Source organism: Streptomyces sp. AgN23, from assembly GCF_001598115.1.
GTDB lineage: Bacteria > Actinomycetota > Actinomycetes > Streptomycetales > Streptomycetaceae > Streptomyces > Streptomyces antimycoticus.
Map to the genome: position 1 here is coordinate 5815914 of NZ_CP007153.1, position 14027 is coordinate 5829940.

The 14027-nt window shown below is 68.8% G+C and carries 14 protein-coding genes, 1 tRNA gene and 1 riboswitch; of the genes, 8 read left to right on the forward strand and 7 right to left on the reverse strand.

Annotation, left to right across the window (positions count from 1 at the left end; all coding sequences use genetic code 11):
- Positions 1-172 precede the first annotated feature (172 nt).
- From AS97_RS25135 to AS97_RS25145, 3 genes are all read left to right on the forward strand, one after another.
- Complete coding sequence (locus AS97_RS25135; protein WP_210565713.1) at positions 173-2461, forward strand: DEAD/DEAH box helicase; 2289 nt, start codon at positions 173-175, stop codon at positions 2459-2461.
- Between the two features lie 108 nt (positions 2462-2569).
- A tRNA-Lys gene (locus AS97_RS25140) sits at positions 2570-2642 on the forward strand.
- Between the two features lie 221 nt (positions 2643-2863).
- Complete coding sequence (locus tag AS97_RS25145) at positions 2864-3958, forward strand: right-handed parallel beta-helix repeat-containing protein (RefSeq protein WP_210565714.1); 1095 nt, start codon at positions 2864-2866, stop codon at positions 3956-3958.
- Positions 3959-4061: 103 nt separating this feature from the next.
- Here the strand turns inward: AS97_RS25145 and AS97_RS25150 are convergent, their stop codons facing one another.
- The 3 genes from AS97_RS25150 to AS97_RS25160 all read right to left on the reverse strand — a co-directional run bounded on the left by AS97_RS25150 (position 4062) and on the right by AS97_RS25160 (position 5908).
- On the reverse strand, positions 4062-4571 hold the full coding sequence (locus tag AS97_RS25150; RefSeq protein ID WP_210565715.1) for a hypothetical protein: 510 nt from the start codon (positions 4569-4571) through the stop codon (positions 4062-4064).
- 261 nt (positions 4572-4832) lie between these two features.
- Entirely contained in the window at positions 4833-5378 is a 546-nt protein-coding gene (locus AS97_RS25155; protein ID WP_125760270.1) for a hypothetical protein, read from the reverse strand.
- A gap of 167 nt (positions 5379-5545) precedes the next feature.
- Positions 5546-5908 (reverse strand): hypothetical protein, encoded by a 363-nt coding sequence (locus AS97_RS25160; RefSeq protein WP_125760269.1) that lies wholly within the window; start codon positions 5906-5908, stop codon positions 5546-5548.
- A gap of 532 nt (positions 5909-6440) precedes the next feature.
- On the opposite strand from AS97_RS25160, the gene AS97_RS25165 reads away from it, so the two are divergent.
- From AS97_RS25165 to AS97_RS25180, 4 genes are all read left to right on the forward strand, one after another.
- Positions 6441-7211 (forward strand): DUF6227 family protein, encoded by a 771-nt coding sequence (locus AS97_RS25165; RefSeq protein WP_210565716.1) that lies wholly within the window; start codon positions 6441-6443, stop codon positions 7209-7211.
- Positions 7212-7932: 721 nt separating this feature from the next.
- Positions 7933-9084 carry a PP2C family protein-serine/threonine phosphatase gene (locus AS97_RS25170; RefSeq protein WP_247204827.1) on the forward strand — a complete coding sequence of 384 codons (1152 nt, stop codon included), beginning with the start codon at positions 7933-7935 and terminating at the stop codon, positions 9082-9084.
- Between the two features lie 247 nt (positions 9085-9331).
- A riboswitch (cyclic di-AMP (ydaO/yuaA leader) is annotated at positions 9332-9501 on the forward strand.
- Between the two features lie 11 nt (positions 9502-9512).
- Positions 9513-10706, forward strand: a complete 1194-nt coding sequence (locus tag AS97_RS25175) for a M23 family metallopeptidase (protein WP_210565718.1) — start codon at positions 9513-9515, stop codon at positions 10704-10706.
- A gap of 181 nt (positions 10707-10887) precedes the next feature.
- On the forward strand, positions 10888-11832 hold the full coding sequence (locus AS97_RS25180) for an aldo/keto reductase (RefSeq protein ID WP_210565719.1): 945 nt from the start codon (positions 10888-10890) through the stop codon (positions 11830-11832).
- An 83-nt stretch (positions 11833-11915) separates the two neighbouring features.
- Here the strand turns inward: AS97_RS25180 and AS97_RS25185 are convergent, their stop codons facing one another.
- From AS97_RS25185 to AS97_RS25200, 4 genes are all read right to left on the reverse strand, one after another.
- A complete protein-coding gene (locus tag AS97_RS25185) occupies positions 11916-12215 on the reverse strand; it encodes a hypothetical protein (protein ID WP_210565720.1) in 300 nt (99 codons plus the stop codon).
- Positions 12216-12290: 75 nt separating this feature from the next.
- Positions 12291-12623 carry a hypothetical protein gene (locus AS97_RS25190; RefSeq protein ID WP_247204484.1) on the reverse strand — a complete coding sequence of 111 codons (333 nt, stop codon included), beginning with the start codon at positions 12621-12623 and terminating at the stop codon, positions 12291-12293.
- Between the two features lie 77 nt (positions 12624-12700).
- A complete protein-coding gene (locus AS97_RS25195; protein WP_210565721.1) occupies positions 12701-12901 on the reverse strand; it encodes a DUF397 domain-containing protein in 201 nt (66 codons plus the stop codon).
- The gene (locus AS97_RS25200) at positions 12901-13392 is read right to left on the reverse strand and encodes a DUF5753 domain-containing protein (protein WP_282615689.1); all 492 of its coding nucleotides are present in this window, start codon (positions 13390-13392) and stop codon (positions 12901-12903) included. Before AS97_RS25200 ends, AS97_RS25195 begins: the two co-directional genes overlap by 1 nt.
- A 188-nt stretch (positions 13393-13580) precedes the next feature.
- Between AS97_RS25200 and AS97_RS25205 the strand changes: the two genes are divergently transcribed.
- A complete protein-coding gene (locus AS97_RS25205) occupies positions 13581-14027 on the forward strand; it encodes an ATP-binding protein (protein ID WP_349017601.1) in 447 nt (148 codons plus the stop codon).

The window sequence follows — 14027 nt, forward strand, 5'->3', positions numbered from 1 at the left end:
GGTGAAGGTGCGTATGGTGGTAGATCGTTTGATCCCATTTGCCCGGCGCCTCGTAAAAGTGCGCCGTGAGGCGCGTTCCTTGCCATCCCGTGGCTGACCGCATAGAGGCGGTCGTTTGCGACAACACGGAGTTTGGGCGCGTGCCGAGACTCCGGAAGGTTTCGCATTTCGCATGTCCGTTTCCACTGATCACGCCGTCATGCCCGCTGTCGATGAGCCGAACGAGCTGACCGCTCCGGCCGAGCCGTTCGAGCAGGAGCAGCGCGACGAGCAGGCTGAGCAAGCCGCCACGGAAGCCCCCGAGACCCCTAAGGCGCCCGACATCACTTTCGCCGACCTCGGCCTCCCCGAACAGATCGTCCGCAAGCTGGCGCAGAACGGCGTGACCACGCCCTTCCCGATCCAGGCGGCGACCATCCCCGACGCCATGGCCGGGAAGGACATCCTCGGCCGCGGCCGTACCGGCTCCGGCAAGACCCTCTCGTTCGGTCTTCCGCTGCTGACCACGCTGTCCGGCGGACACACCGAGAAGAAGCGGCCCCGGGGCCTTATCCTGACCCCGACCCGCGAGCTGGCGATGCAGGTGAGTGACGCGCTGCAGCCTTACGGCGATGTCCTCGGCCTCAAGCTCAAGGTCGTCTGCGGCGGCACCTCGATGGGCAATCAGATCTACGCGCTGGAGCGCGGTGTCGACATCCTCGTCGCCACCCCGGGCCGACTGCGCGACATCATCGACCGCGGCGCCGCGACCCTCGACAAGGTCCAGGTCGCCGTCCTCGACGAGGCCGACCAGATGGCCGACATGGGCTTCCTGCCCGAGGTCACCGAGATCCTGGACCTGGTGCCGCAGGGCGGCCAGCGGCTGCTGTTCTCCGCGACGCTGGAGAACGAGATCGACAGCCTGGTCAAGCGCTACCTGGTCGACCCGGTCACCCACGAGGTCGACTCGGCACAGGGCGCGGTCACCACGATGACCCACCACGTGCTCGTGGTGAAGCCGAAGGACAAGGCGCCGGTCACCGCCGCCATCGCGGCGCGCAAGGGCCGCACCATCATCTTCGTCCGGACCCAGCTGGGCTGCGACCGCGTCGCCGAGCAGCTGTGCGACGCGGGCGTGCGCGCCGACGCGCTGCACGGCGGCATGACACAGGGCGCCCGTACCCGCACGCTGGCCGACTTCAAGGGCGGGTACGTCAACGTGCTCGTCGCCACCGACGTCGCCGCGCGCGGTATCCACGTCGACGGCATCGACCTGGTGCTGAACGTGGACCCGGCCGGCGACCACAAGGACTATCTGCACCGCTCCGGCCGTACGGCCCGGGCGGGCCAGAGCGGCACCGTGGTCTCGCTGGCCCTGCCGCACCAGCGCCGCCAGATCTTCCGGCTGATGGAGGACGCGGGCGTCGACGCCTCCCGTCACATCGTCGGCGGCGGCGGTGCGTTCGACGAGGACGTGGCCCAGATCACCGGCGCGCGTTCGCTCACCGAGGTGCAGGCGGAGGCGGCCTCGAACGCGGCCAAGCAGGCCGAGCGCGAGGTGCAGGACCTCAGCCGGGAGCTGGAGCGGGTGCAGCGGCGCGCGGTCGAGCTCCGCGAGGAGGCCGACCGGCTGTCCGCGCGGGCGGCGCGGGAGCGCGGCGAGACCGTGGCACCGGCGCAGCCCGCGGCCGAGGCCGGGGCGGAGACGGTGGCCGCGGCCGCTGTGACGCTGCCGGCGCAGCGTACGGCGGAGCCCGCGACCGTGCCCGCGGTGAAGTCCGCGGACGCCGCCGAGGGCGCGGGTGACGACGAGGCGCCGCGCCGCTCCTCGTACGACCGCCGGGACAACGACCGGGGTGGCCGTTCCTTCGACCGCCGGGACAACGACCGCGACCGTGGCTTCAACCGGGACCGGCGTGACGACCGTGGCGGGGACCGCCCGTTCAACCGCGACCGTCGGGACAACGACCGTGGCGGTCGCTCCTTCGACCGCCGGGACAACAACGACCGCGACCGTGGCGGCTTCAACCGCGACCGCCGCGATGACCGTCGTGACGACCGGCGTGACGACCGCGGCGGCTTCAACCGCGACCGTCGGGACAACGACCGTGGCGGCCGTTCCTTCGACCGCCGGGACAACAACGACCGCGACCGTGGCGGCTTCAACCGCGACCGCCGCGACGACCGTGGCAACTTCGGACGGCGGGACGACCGTGGCGGCCGTCCGTACGAGCGTCGTGACGACCGCGGCGGCTTCAGCCGCGACCGCCGGGAGAACGACCGTGGCGGCCGTTCCTTCGAGCGCCGCGACCACAACCACCGCGGCGGGGACCGTCCGTTCAACCGCGACCGTCGCGACGACCGTCCGGCTCGCCGTGACGACCACCGGGGCGGCTCCACCGGCGGCCGTTCGTACGAGCGCTCCGGGGGCTCGTCCTTCGACCGGCGCGCCGACAAGCCGCGCTGGAAGCGCAACGGCTGATCGGGCCGTCGAGAGGGCCGTGCAACACCGCGCTGTTGCACGGCCCTTCGCTCCCGGAGGGTATTGGCTCGGGTGTTGGCCCCCGGCCGAGCTATGCTGCGGGGGTGCGGGTCATTAGCTCAATTGGCAGAGCAGTGGACTTTTAATCCATTGGTTCAGGGTTCGAGCCCCTGATGACCCACCGCTGAAACCGCAGGCGCCATTGGTGACCTGCGGTTTCATCGTTCCTGAGGGTCCCGCCGCACGGTCTGCGGCGACCCGGAGGGGGGTTCCCACCCCCCGTCGTACAGAAGATCGAGTCTCACTCGACCAGCGCTTGAGCGGATGCCGAGCGGTACTCGACCGCAGAGTCTGAACCTGCTGCGTCTGGCCCGCTGCTCGGAAACGCTAAGGAGACTCCTCGTGCGACTCGCGACAACGATCCGGGGTTTGATCCCCGTCATGGCGCTGGCGGTATCCGTATGGGCGGTCTCCGCTCCGGCGTCCGCCGAAGGAAAGGGAAGCGGCGGAAAGGAGGGTGAGAAGGCGGCCCCGGTGCCCTGCGGGGACGTGGCGGCGCTGATCATCGCGGTGAGCGAGGCCAACAGCTCGCCCTCGGGAGGGTCCGTCGTCCTGGCGCCGGGGTGTGTGTACACGCTGGGCTCCGCGGCGTTCACCGGTCCCCATGGAGCCGATGGCCTTCCTCTCATCACTCGTGACGTGTCCATCACCGGCACCCAATCCACCATCAGACGCAGCGCGTCCGCAGGTGACTTCCGGCTCGCGGAGATCGCGCCCGGTGGAAGCCTTACGGTCAACGGCGTGACCTTCTCGGGCGGCCGGGCGACCTCGGGGGCGGGCACCGACGGCGGTGGCATCTTCGACGCGGGCTCACTGAGGCTGATCAACGCCACGGTCACGGGCAACACCGCGAGCAACGTCGGCGGTGGCGTCGAGGTCGCCTCGGGCGGTTCGGCGCTGCTTTCGGCCACGGATGTGACGCACAATTCCGCGGGGGACGGCGGCGGTATCCATATCAATACGTCGGCCACCCTCAGCGTCTCGGGCGGCAACATTTCCGACAACACCGCGTCCAGCTCGGGCGGCGGCGTCAGTAACTTCGGAACGACGCTGCTGGGCGCCGTCACGGTCGCGCGGAACAGAACCACCAACTTCGAGGGCGGCGGTATCGCCACCGCGGTCGGCGATCTCACGATCAACGGCGGCCGGGTCGCCGAGAACACCGCCGGCAGTTTCGGCGGCGGTATCGCCAATATGGGCAGCGCACTGCGTGTGCAGGCCACCACCGTGTCCGGGAGTACCGCCACGCTGAACGGCGGTGGGCTGTTCCAGCACGCGGGCACGACACAAATGATCGGCGACACGGTCACCGGTAATACGGCCAATGGCGGTCAGGGCGGCGGCATCTTCACCGACGGCGGCACGGTCTCGCTCGCCGCGACCACGGTCATCGGGAACAACCCGAACCAGTGTGTACCGGCTCTCACGGGATGCTGAAATCACACCGCTGAACGCCGTCACTGAATTCGGCTGAACGCCGCGGCGCCCCCGGAAGTCGCTTCTTCCCGGGGCGCCGCGTGCTCGATCGCGAGATCGGCCGTCAGTGCTTGCAGTCCTTCTTCTTCGCCTTCACCTTGGCCTTGTGGTGCTTCTTGGCCTTGTGCGGTTCGGCCTTGGCCTTGTGCACCTTCTTGGCCTTGTGCTGCTCCTTGGCCTTGTGCTTCTTCGGCGCCTCCTTGTGCACGACCACGACCTGGTCCGGCTCGTCGAGGGCGATGTTCGCGCAGTTGGAGCCGATGTTGGTGTCGCCCGTCGGGGCGGCGAAGCCGATGACCAGGGTGGTGCCGGTGGCGGTGTCGCAGTCGTTGGACTGGAGGACCGCACCGTCGCGGTTGGCGAAGTTGATGCAGTCCGAGCCGATGTCGAGGTCGTCGGTGGGAGCGGAAACGCCGTTGTTGGTGGTGGGGCCGGTGGCCGTGTCACAGTGGTTTCGCTGAGCACTGCTGGACTGCGGGAAGAGCCCATGAGCACTCGCGCTACCGGCGCCGCCGACCACCATTGTGCCCGCGGCCGCCGCGGCCATGAGAGCTGCCTTCTTGCCGATCTGCATTGTTCTGGTGCCTCCATATCGGGTCTTCTCCGCGAATATTCCGCAGACACCTCTTGAACGAGGTTTCCGCAATCCGGGATCCGGGACCATGCGAAGCATCACCCATCCGCCACAGTAAAGATATATTCAGCCGGTGCGGAAGCTGGTGGACTTCTCTTCGCAAAAAATGAACGCGACCCCGGGGGAATTTCCCCAAGGCCGCGTTCATCTCGAGCGGCTTTTTCCGGAAGCTCGGTGGCGAACTCCGGTGAGCTCGGTGTTTCAGGAGCGCTGACGGTTTCCCAGGCCACCGCTCTTCGTGCCGTTCGAGCTGGTGCCCTGACTTCCGTTCTGCGGGTCGGAGCCGGCGACATTGGCACAGTTGGTCTCGGCGGTGACGTCGGAGCCGGGGCCGATGGTGATCGGACCCAGCACGGAGGTGGTGCGACAGTCATTGGTCTGCTTCGTCACACCACCCGACTTGCTGACGTTGACGCAGTTGGTCCCGTTCTTGATTTCGGATCCGGGAGCCAGCGCGACGGTGATCGGGCCGACGACGGAGTGGGTACGGCAGCGGTTCTTCTGCTCCGACACTCCCGACTCGGCGGTGTTGACGCAGTCGGTCTGATTGCTGAGCTCGGTCGAGCCGGCGGCCACGGTGATGGTGCCGACGACGGAACTGGTGGTGCAGCGATTGCTCTGCGTCCCGCCGTTGGCGCCTGCCGCGCGGCTGGGACCGGAATCGGCGGCGTCGGCTCCGCCCGCACCGCCGATGAGCAGCGCACCCACGGCGGCCATAAGAAGGGCCGACCTTTTGCGCATGTGCATAAAGAGCCTCCAATCGGGCTTTCGGCGCGGTGTGCTCGGCACCGTCACCGAAAACCTTTTTCATGGCAGCGGCCCTGGAAGAGAAGCTTCCAGGGCCGCGATTCCCAACGGGGGGGGATGCCTCATGGTGTTACCGCGGGCGGGAACACCATGAAAGGGTCAGCGACTCAGCGACGGTGACCGCTGTCGTCGTCGTCGACGGCGATGTTCGCGCACTTGGAGCCGATGTTGGTGTCGCCCGTCGGGGCGGCGAAGCCGATGTTCAGGGTGGTGCCGGTGCGGGTGTCGCAGTCGTTGGCCTGGATGACCGAACCATCGCTGTTGGTGAAGTTGACGCAGTCCGAGCCGACGTTGAGGTCGCCGGTGGGAGCGAAAATGGCGTGGTTGACGGTGAGGCCGGTGGCCGTGTCGCACTTGTTGAGCTGCGCGACGAAGTCGTCGTTGTTGTTGGCCAGGGCACCACCCGCGCCACCGATGACCATAGCGCCGGCGGCCGCGGTCAGAAGAACTGCCTTCTTGCCGATGTTCACTTAAATCCTCCGTCTGGGTTGCTCCGCGAATTCACGGACGCATGACACAACGAAGCTCATCAGTTAAGGCTTCGGGCCGCCAGTCAGCTTCACCCGTCCGGCATAATATGGCTCTTCCGGTGCGTGTTATCCGAGAATCCAGCTAAGGGGGACCAATGTGAGCTCCATTTGGCCCAGCGGAATCTGAATCTCCTTTATGAGGAGGGGAGGAGGGCGGCTGCCGGGCCGTTGCGGGGTGGTGACGGGGCGGTGGAGCACCGATGGCCGCGTGGCGGCCGGAAGACGGCCGGAAGACGACCGGGGGCGGCCCCACGCCGAGCGGTCGGGTCGCCCTGCCCCGGCCCCCGCCCTTGTTCGACCGGCCGGACGAGTGATACATCCTGGCCCTACGGCGCAGGAGTGAGTGAGGCACAGTCACACCGACGGCTTCGCGGAACCGCGGCGCGGTGCGTGTTCACACCGCTACGCTAAGTGCGCGAGGTGGTCGCCCGGGGGGCGCGGCGAATCAACGCCGGGAGGCGGGAGGAGAGACATGGGGCACTCACGAGCGGACGGAACCCCGGCCGAGCTGATGGACGGGCTGCTGGCCTGTGCGCAGAACGGCTTCGAGATCGGCGAGGCGGTGCTGGCACAGGCGCGGAGCGCCCTGATGCACCAGTCTGAGCTGCGGTCCTGCCGGCAGTGCAATGAGCGGTGCGGCCGGCTTGGCTACAGCACCTACCGGCATGTCTTCCTGCTCCCCGACGGCAGCAGCCTGTTGCTGTGGGAACTGGAGCACAACACCGGCGAGGACGGTCGCCCGCTGTACGAGCTCTACGCGGACGAGGGCGCCCTGACGCTGGCCGAGCGCCGCGTCCATGATCGCCTCGGCGGCGCCCGTTGGGAGGAGCTCGACGGGTTACCCCTGTGGCTGCCGGACCAGCTGCTGCACACGGCCGAGCCCCTGGAGAGCTCCCGTGCGTATGTGGCCGACAATTCGGCCGACCACGCCCGTCGTGTCCTGCGCCGCGCGGAGAACGCCGACCGCCCGGGCGAGGAGACCGAGCGGCTGCTGACGACCGCGTTCGCCCATGACATCGCACTGGCGCCCAAGCCCCGGCGCCGCTCCGGCGGCCCCGACGCGACCTGGTGCCGGTTCTATGAGCACGCCTTCCTGCTCGCCGGAGGGGACGAGGTCGTGCTGTGGGAGCTGGAGCACAACCTCACCCGGGACGGCCGGCTGGTGTGCGAGGTCTACCTCGACGAGGTCTCGGCGGAGCTCGCGGCGGACCGTCACGCCCGCGCGCTGGGCGTCGACCTCTGACGGCGCATCGGTGCTTCTGACACATCCGCAGGCTCTGGCGAATCCGTAACCTTTGCTGATCCGTAGGCTCTGGTGTGCCCGAGGCGGCGGACGCCTCGTAGCCGCTGACGCTCTCGTAGCCCCTGACGGGGCGGCAGGGCACCCGCCGCGTAACCTCTGACGCCCGTAACGCCTGCGCGGCTCTGACGGGCCCACAGCCTCTGACAGGCCCACAGCCTCTGACGCGCCGCAGGGCGCCCGCCGCGTGCCCGCTGAGTGCCCGTGTGCGGCCTCCACGTGCCCGCAGTGCCCCCTCCCCGTGCCCGCCGCCTGCCCGCAGCGCACGCGCGGGAGATGGGCCCGCTCACGGCGCCCGTCCGGCACCCGCTTGGCCGACACCGATTCGCCTGGCCGCCCGTCAGCCGGAAGCCTGGTGACGAAGGTGGAGAAGGCGACGAGGGTGGCGACGGCGACGCTGTGACGACGGCGACGCCGAGACGCGGCGGGACGCGGACCAGGGAAGCGAGAGAAGCCGGTGCGGGTGCGAGGGAGCAGGGCTCGTACGGGCGCCCGTACCAAGTGGCGTACGGCCTGGCCCCGGCTGAGCCGCCCGCGCACCCACCGCCGCCGCACCCGCCTGCACACGCTCATCGACACCGGCGCTGCGGCCGGTGCTGCCTCCGCCGACGCATTCACCGGCCCCACCGCGGGGCCCGGCCCGGCCGAGGACGCTCACCAGGGGCTGCTGGGCCGGGTGGCCCGTTGGGTTCCCGCCATCCTCATCCTCGGCGGCGTCAGCTTCGACCTGGCCACCCCGTCCGGCTACACCGCCTCGCCCTTCTTCGCCGCCGCCCCTCTGGTCGCCGCGGCGCTCTTCCCGCTGCGGCAGACCGTCATCATGGCCGTCATCGCCGTCCTCACGACCTGTCTGCTGGCGGAGTTTCACGGTGTGACGGACCCGACCCAGGCGGCCACCGAGATCGTCACGGTCACCACCGTGACCGTGCTGGCGGTGGCGATCAACCGTGTCGTACGCCGCAGCTACCACCGGCTCGCCTCGGCGCGCGGCATCGCGGAGGCTGCTCAGCGCGCCGTCCTGCCCGCGCCGCCCGCCCGTCTCGCCGGGCTGGAGATCGCCGCGCGCTACGTCCCGGCGGAGAAGTACGCGGCGATCGGCGGTGACCTGTACGCGGTCCAGGACACCCCGCACGGCGTACGGCTGACCGTCGGCGACGTACGCGGCAAGGGGCTGGGGGCCGTGGAGGTCGTGGCGATCCTGCTGGGCTGCTTCCGGGAGGCGGCGGAGCAGGAGACGACCCTGGAGGCGCTCGTGGGTCGCCTGGAGCGGGCGCTGCAGCGTGAGGGCGCCCGGCGGGCCGACCTGGAGGTGTTCGAGGGGTTCACGACGGCGGTGGTGGCCGAGATTCCGCGTGGCGACTCCACTCTGCGACTGCTCAACCGCGGCCATCCGGCGCCGCTGCTCATGACGGAGGACGGAGCGGTGCGCGCCCTGGAGCCGGAGGCGGCGGCGCTGCCGATGGGGATGGGGGAGTTGGCCGGGTGGCCGGACCGGGTGATGGAGCTGGGGTTCGCGGAGGGGGAGACGCTGCTGCTGTTCACGGACGGGGTGACGGAGGCCCGGGACCGCAATGGCGAGTTCTACGACCCGGCGAAGCAGCTGCGCGGCCGCCGCTTCGCCGATCCGCAGGAGCTGCTGGACGCGTTGGTGGCCGATGTCGAGCGCCATACGGACGGCGGGACGTCGGACGACATGGCGCTGCTGGCGGTCCGCCGGACCCCGGCCCGCGGGAACGGACGGGGGAACGGGCGCGACGACGGTGATGCGCACCGCACCGGCCGTACGAGGGACAGCGACGCTCCCCACCGTCCTTAGCCGACCGGGTCCATACCGTGCGTAGTCGGCCGAGCCCCCTCCGCATAACAATTGCTGCACGATCGACCCGCACGCGTTTTTGCAAACCTTTGGCCAGTGCGCCGACTCGCCCTCATATGCCCCTTCTTGAGGGTTAAGTTCATGCCAAAGGTGCGCGGATTCCTCAGAACAGCTTGGAATCACATCGCGCTCTCTATTAACGTTCGATAACGCAGCGCGGTCGTCACAACCGTCGCAAGGGCGGCACCGTGCGCCGTCGCCGAATCCCGTACGCACACTGGCAGTACCGCACCACCAGCAGCACCAAGGGAACCGGGGAACCAACACCTTGGGGTGAATCGGGTCGAACCTGACCCGTAGGAGACCTTCCTGCTCCGAACCCGTCAGCTAACCCGGTAGGCGAGAAGGAAGGAAAGGAGTGCGCCTCCGTGGCGTCCAACAGGTCTGCCCTGGACGAGGCCCCGTATCGCACACGGGGAGGCGGTTTGGGGACCGCCACCGCCTACGGCCCCGGCTTTGACGCCGGCGTCGGGATGAGTTCCGGGGACGGCTACTTCGCCCCCGACGATCGGTACCCGGATGCGGATGGGGACGCGTTCGAGGGCCCGGGTGCCGGATTCGAGACCGAGCCCTGGGAGGAGTGGAACCCCACCGAGGAGTCCATCGCTCCGGTACGCGGCCGGCACCGCGTGGCCAAGCAGCGCGGCGGGACCATGGCGCGCAGCGGCGCCGTCCTCGGGGTCGGCGTGATCGCGGCGGTCGGTGCGGGCGGCATGGCCAGCGCCAAGGACCGTCCCAAGCCGCCCATTTCTATGCCGGACCTCGGTCATGTCGCCGATGAGGTCAAGGCCAGCCTGCCCGCCGCCAAGGACCTGCCCGGCATCGGCTCCTGGATGTCGGACGACAGCAGCAGCGACCCGCAGACGGCTGCCGCCCCGCTCTCCCAGGCCGGTCTGACCAGCGAGGACGAGCAGCGCGGCACCACCGACGCGGGCGAGGCGCTCCGCGCCCGCATCCTCCAGCAGGCCGAGAACCAGCAGAACGCGGCGGACGAGGACAGCCGCACCGCCGCGGCGAAGGCCGCCGCGGAGAAGGCATCCGACCAGGCCGCGGAGGTGGCCGCCCAGCGGAAGGCCAAGGTCGAGGCCGAGAAGAAGGCCGCCGAGCAGCGGGCGAAGGAGGCGGCCGAGAAGAAGGCCGCGGCCGAGCGCCAGGCCAGGCTCGCCGCCGCGTACACCCTCCCCGTCGGCTCGTACACCCTGACCGCGAGCTTCGGCCAGGCGGGCGACATATGGTCGGCCGACCACACCGGCCAGGACTTCGCCGCCCCGACCGGCACCCCGGCCAAGGCGGTGCACGGCGGCACCATCACCCAGGCCGGCTGGGCCGGTTCGTACGGCTACCGCATCGTGCTGACCCTCAGCGACGGCACCGAGGTCTGGTACTGCCACCTGTCCTCGATGGTCGTCACCTCGGGCAAGGTGACGGCGGGCGACGTCATCGGCCGGGTCGGCGCCACCGGCAATGTGACCGGCCCGCACCTCCACATCGAGGTCCGGCCGGGCGGCGGCTCGCCGATCGACCCGATGCCCTGGCTGCGCCAGCACGGGATGAACCCCTGATACAACCCCTGATACTCCGGCGGCTCTGGCGCTCTCTCCCCCCTTGACGCCAGGGCCGCCGGTTTACGTCCCGACGGGGCTTTACGTCCCGACGGGGCCGCCCCTCAGGAACGCACGCGGGAACAACAGGCCGGAACAACAGGCCGGAACAACCCGGCCCAGCCAACCGTTGTAAAGACGTATGGCTGACCACACACAGAAGATCGGTAATCTGTCCGTTTTCCCGCTCTCCCTCGGCGGGAACGTCTTCGGCTGGACCGCGAACGAGGCCGAGTCCTTCCGGGTGCTCGACGCCTACGTGGCGGCGGGCGGCAACTTCATCGACACCGCCGATGTCTACTCCGTCTGGGTACCGGGCAACGAGGGCGGCGAGTCCGAGACCATCCTCGGCAACTGGTTCGCCTCCCGCGGCAACCGCTCCGACGTCGTCCTCGCCACCAAGGTGGGCGCCGGCTCCCCGGAGCCGCGCGGGCTGACCTCGTCCGCCATCAAAGCGGGCGTCGAGGAGTCCCTCCAGCGGCTGCAGACCGACTACATCGACCTCTACTACACGCATTACGACGACCCGTCGGTGCCGGTGGAGGAGATCATCACCACCCTGGACGAGCTGGTCAGGGAGGGCAAGGTCCGCGAGATCGCCGCGTCCAACGTCGGCGCGGACCGCCTGGAGGCCCAACTGGCCTTCTCCACTCGCGAGCGCCTGGCCCGCTACGTCGCCCTCCAGCCGCACTACAACCTGGTCTCGCGCGACACCTTCGAGGGCGAGCTGGCCGACGTCGCCGCCCGCCACCACCTGGCGACCATCCCGTACTACTCCCTGGCGTCCGGCTTCCTGACCGGCAAGTACCGCCCGGGCACGGCGGTCGACAGCCCCCGCTCCTCGGGCGCGGCCCAGCACCTGGAGACCGAGCGCGGCCAGAAGGTCCTCGCCGCCCTGGACGACGTCGCCGCCAACCACCGCACCGAGCCCGCCACGGTCGCCCTGGCCTGGCTCCTCGCCCAGCCCACAGTCGTGGCCCCCCTGGCCAGCGCCAGCTCCGTCGACCAGCTCCCCGCTCTGCTGGCGTCGGTCGACCTCGAGCTGACGAAGCCGGAGCTGGACCTCCTGACCTCGGCGTCGGACTGAGCGCCGGCCGACCAGACAGGAACCCCACGAGGGCGGGCACCCCGAAGAACCAGACCAGCCCGCCCTCGTACGCTTACGAACCCTTACCGCCGATCGGCAAGAGCCCAGGACGCGAGGGCAACGCCACCGGCGACGGCGAAGACGGACGGCCAGGCCCCGATCTTCTTCGCCAGCGGATGCGACCCGGCGAATGCGGCGACATACGCCCCACCGAGCGCGGCCGCCGTCCCGTTCCCCGCCTTCTCCCGCCACCCCCGAGCGGCCACGACCCCGGCAGCGGCCAACGCGACCCCACCCAAGGGCCGCTTCTTGGTCCACCGAGCCACCGAATACCCCCCGACCAACCCACCCGCAGCCACAACCCCCGCCGGCACTCCAGCCATCCCCATACCTCCCACTCCAAGGATCTCCTGGCCTTTGACCCTACGCAGCAGACACGGAGAACCGTCGTCGGCCCGTCAGTCTCCCTCCACGAGCCCCGCGTTCGCGGCCCGCGTCCAGAGACGGTCGTGCCATTCATTGGCATCCGGCTCGGGCTTGACGGTGAGGACGGGGTTCGGGCCCGTCTCGATGAGGTGCAGCAGAGTCCAGGCGACGCCATGGCAATCGTCCGGACCGAAGCAATCGGCCAGAGCCCCGGCCTCCTGGGCCGTGACCGGCCCGGAGATCGCATCCAGCTGCTCGACGCGCCTGTCGATCTCTTCTCCACTCGCCCCCTCATCGGGAAGCGGCCCATCGGCAACGAATACCCGCACCTCGGCTCTCATCACCGAATGATCGTCCGCAGCCACGGTCCCCAGCAAGGCGTCTGGGCAGGGCGGCCATGTCGACGCACGGACGGAACGGTCAAGACCCACGAAGACGGACCTCAGCCCAACAGCCCGTCCTGCACGGCCCCCACGAAGTCCACCCACGCCCGGTGCGAGACCCCGACCACGGGCCCGCCCGGATCCTTGGAGTCCCGCACGGCGGTCTCCCCGCACTTCAGCTCGGCCATCTCTATGCAGTTGCCTCCGCTGCCATTGCTGTAGCTGCTCTTCCGCCATTGGAGAGGCGATATATCAGTCATCAGTACAGTCCTTGTGCCGCTCGTCTGATCAGGTCACTCGACCGCTGAGGACTCAAGGACAGAGCACGTAGATTGTCAAACGCCTTGGCGTAGAGAGCGATCTCTTCCGGACGCTCCAGATACACCGCGTCTGTCAGGCCGTCGCGGTACACCATGTCGGGGTCCTCCTGGTCCGGAAAACCTAGGATGGTGAATGCCCCGACGGCGGGGTAAGTTCCAGCATCGAACGGCAGCACCTGGATCGTGATGTTCTTCAACTCAGCCATTTTCAACAAGTGTTCGAATTGACTGAGCATGATCTTGGCGTTGCCGATGGTGTGCTGCAGCACGCTCTCATTAAGGATCGCCCACAGGTCGAGAGAGCTGGCGCTCGTCAGGAGAACCTGCCGCTCCATCCGTACGTTGATCATGCGAAGGGCCATTGCGTGATCGCGATGAGTGATTGCGTGGCGTCGCCCAGCGGAAAAGGCTGAGTCGTGGTCATCGAACACTGCATGTCGAGGAAGGCATGGGACCTTCCCTTCCTTGCGGAGCCCGGCGAAGTCGCGGCCCTGCCGGATCGTGCGTACACACTTGACACTATGGGGACTGCCTCACCTGGTTGAGGTGGCACAGATCATGCGTCAGCGAACTCGTCGCCAACGTCATTACCCACGTCGGCACCGGTACTCCGACGACCTTGGTGGTCGCCATGAAGGGCACTCATGTACGCATTGAGGTCCACGACCCCGACGGCAAGACGTTGCCGACGTTGGTCAGCGCAACAAGTGCATCCGAGTCGGGTCGAGGCTTGGCATTGGTCACGGCGATGGCAGACCGTTGGGGGGTGATCCCGACCGAGAAGGGCAAGATCACCTGGTGCGAGATCGCCACTGAGCTCGTGCGGAACGACACTCATGTAGACAGCCCTCAAGTGCATCGCGCAGAGGCCCTGCTCACCCTTTACGGTCCGTCGGTACCTCTGTCGAGCTCTCCGACTCGACTAGGGCCGGCAAGCTGGGAAGAGGCGGCGATCACATTGATTGCCGACTTGCTCCACTGGTTTCGCGCCCATGGGCAGGACCCAGATACAGCCTTGGTTCGGGCCCAAACGCACTTCGAGGCAGATCTGCACGCAGCCGATTGA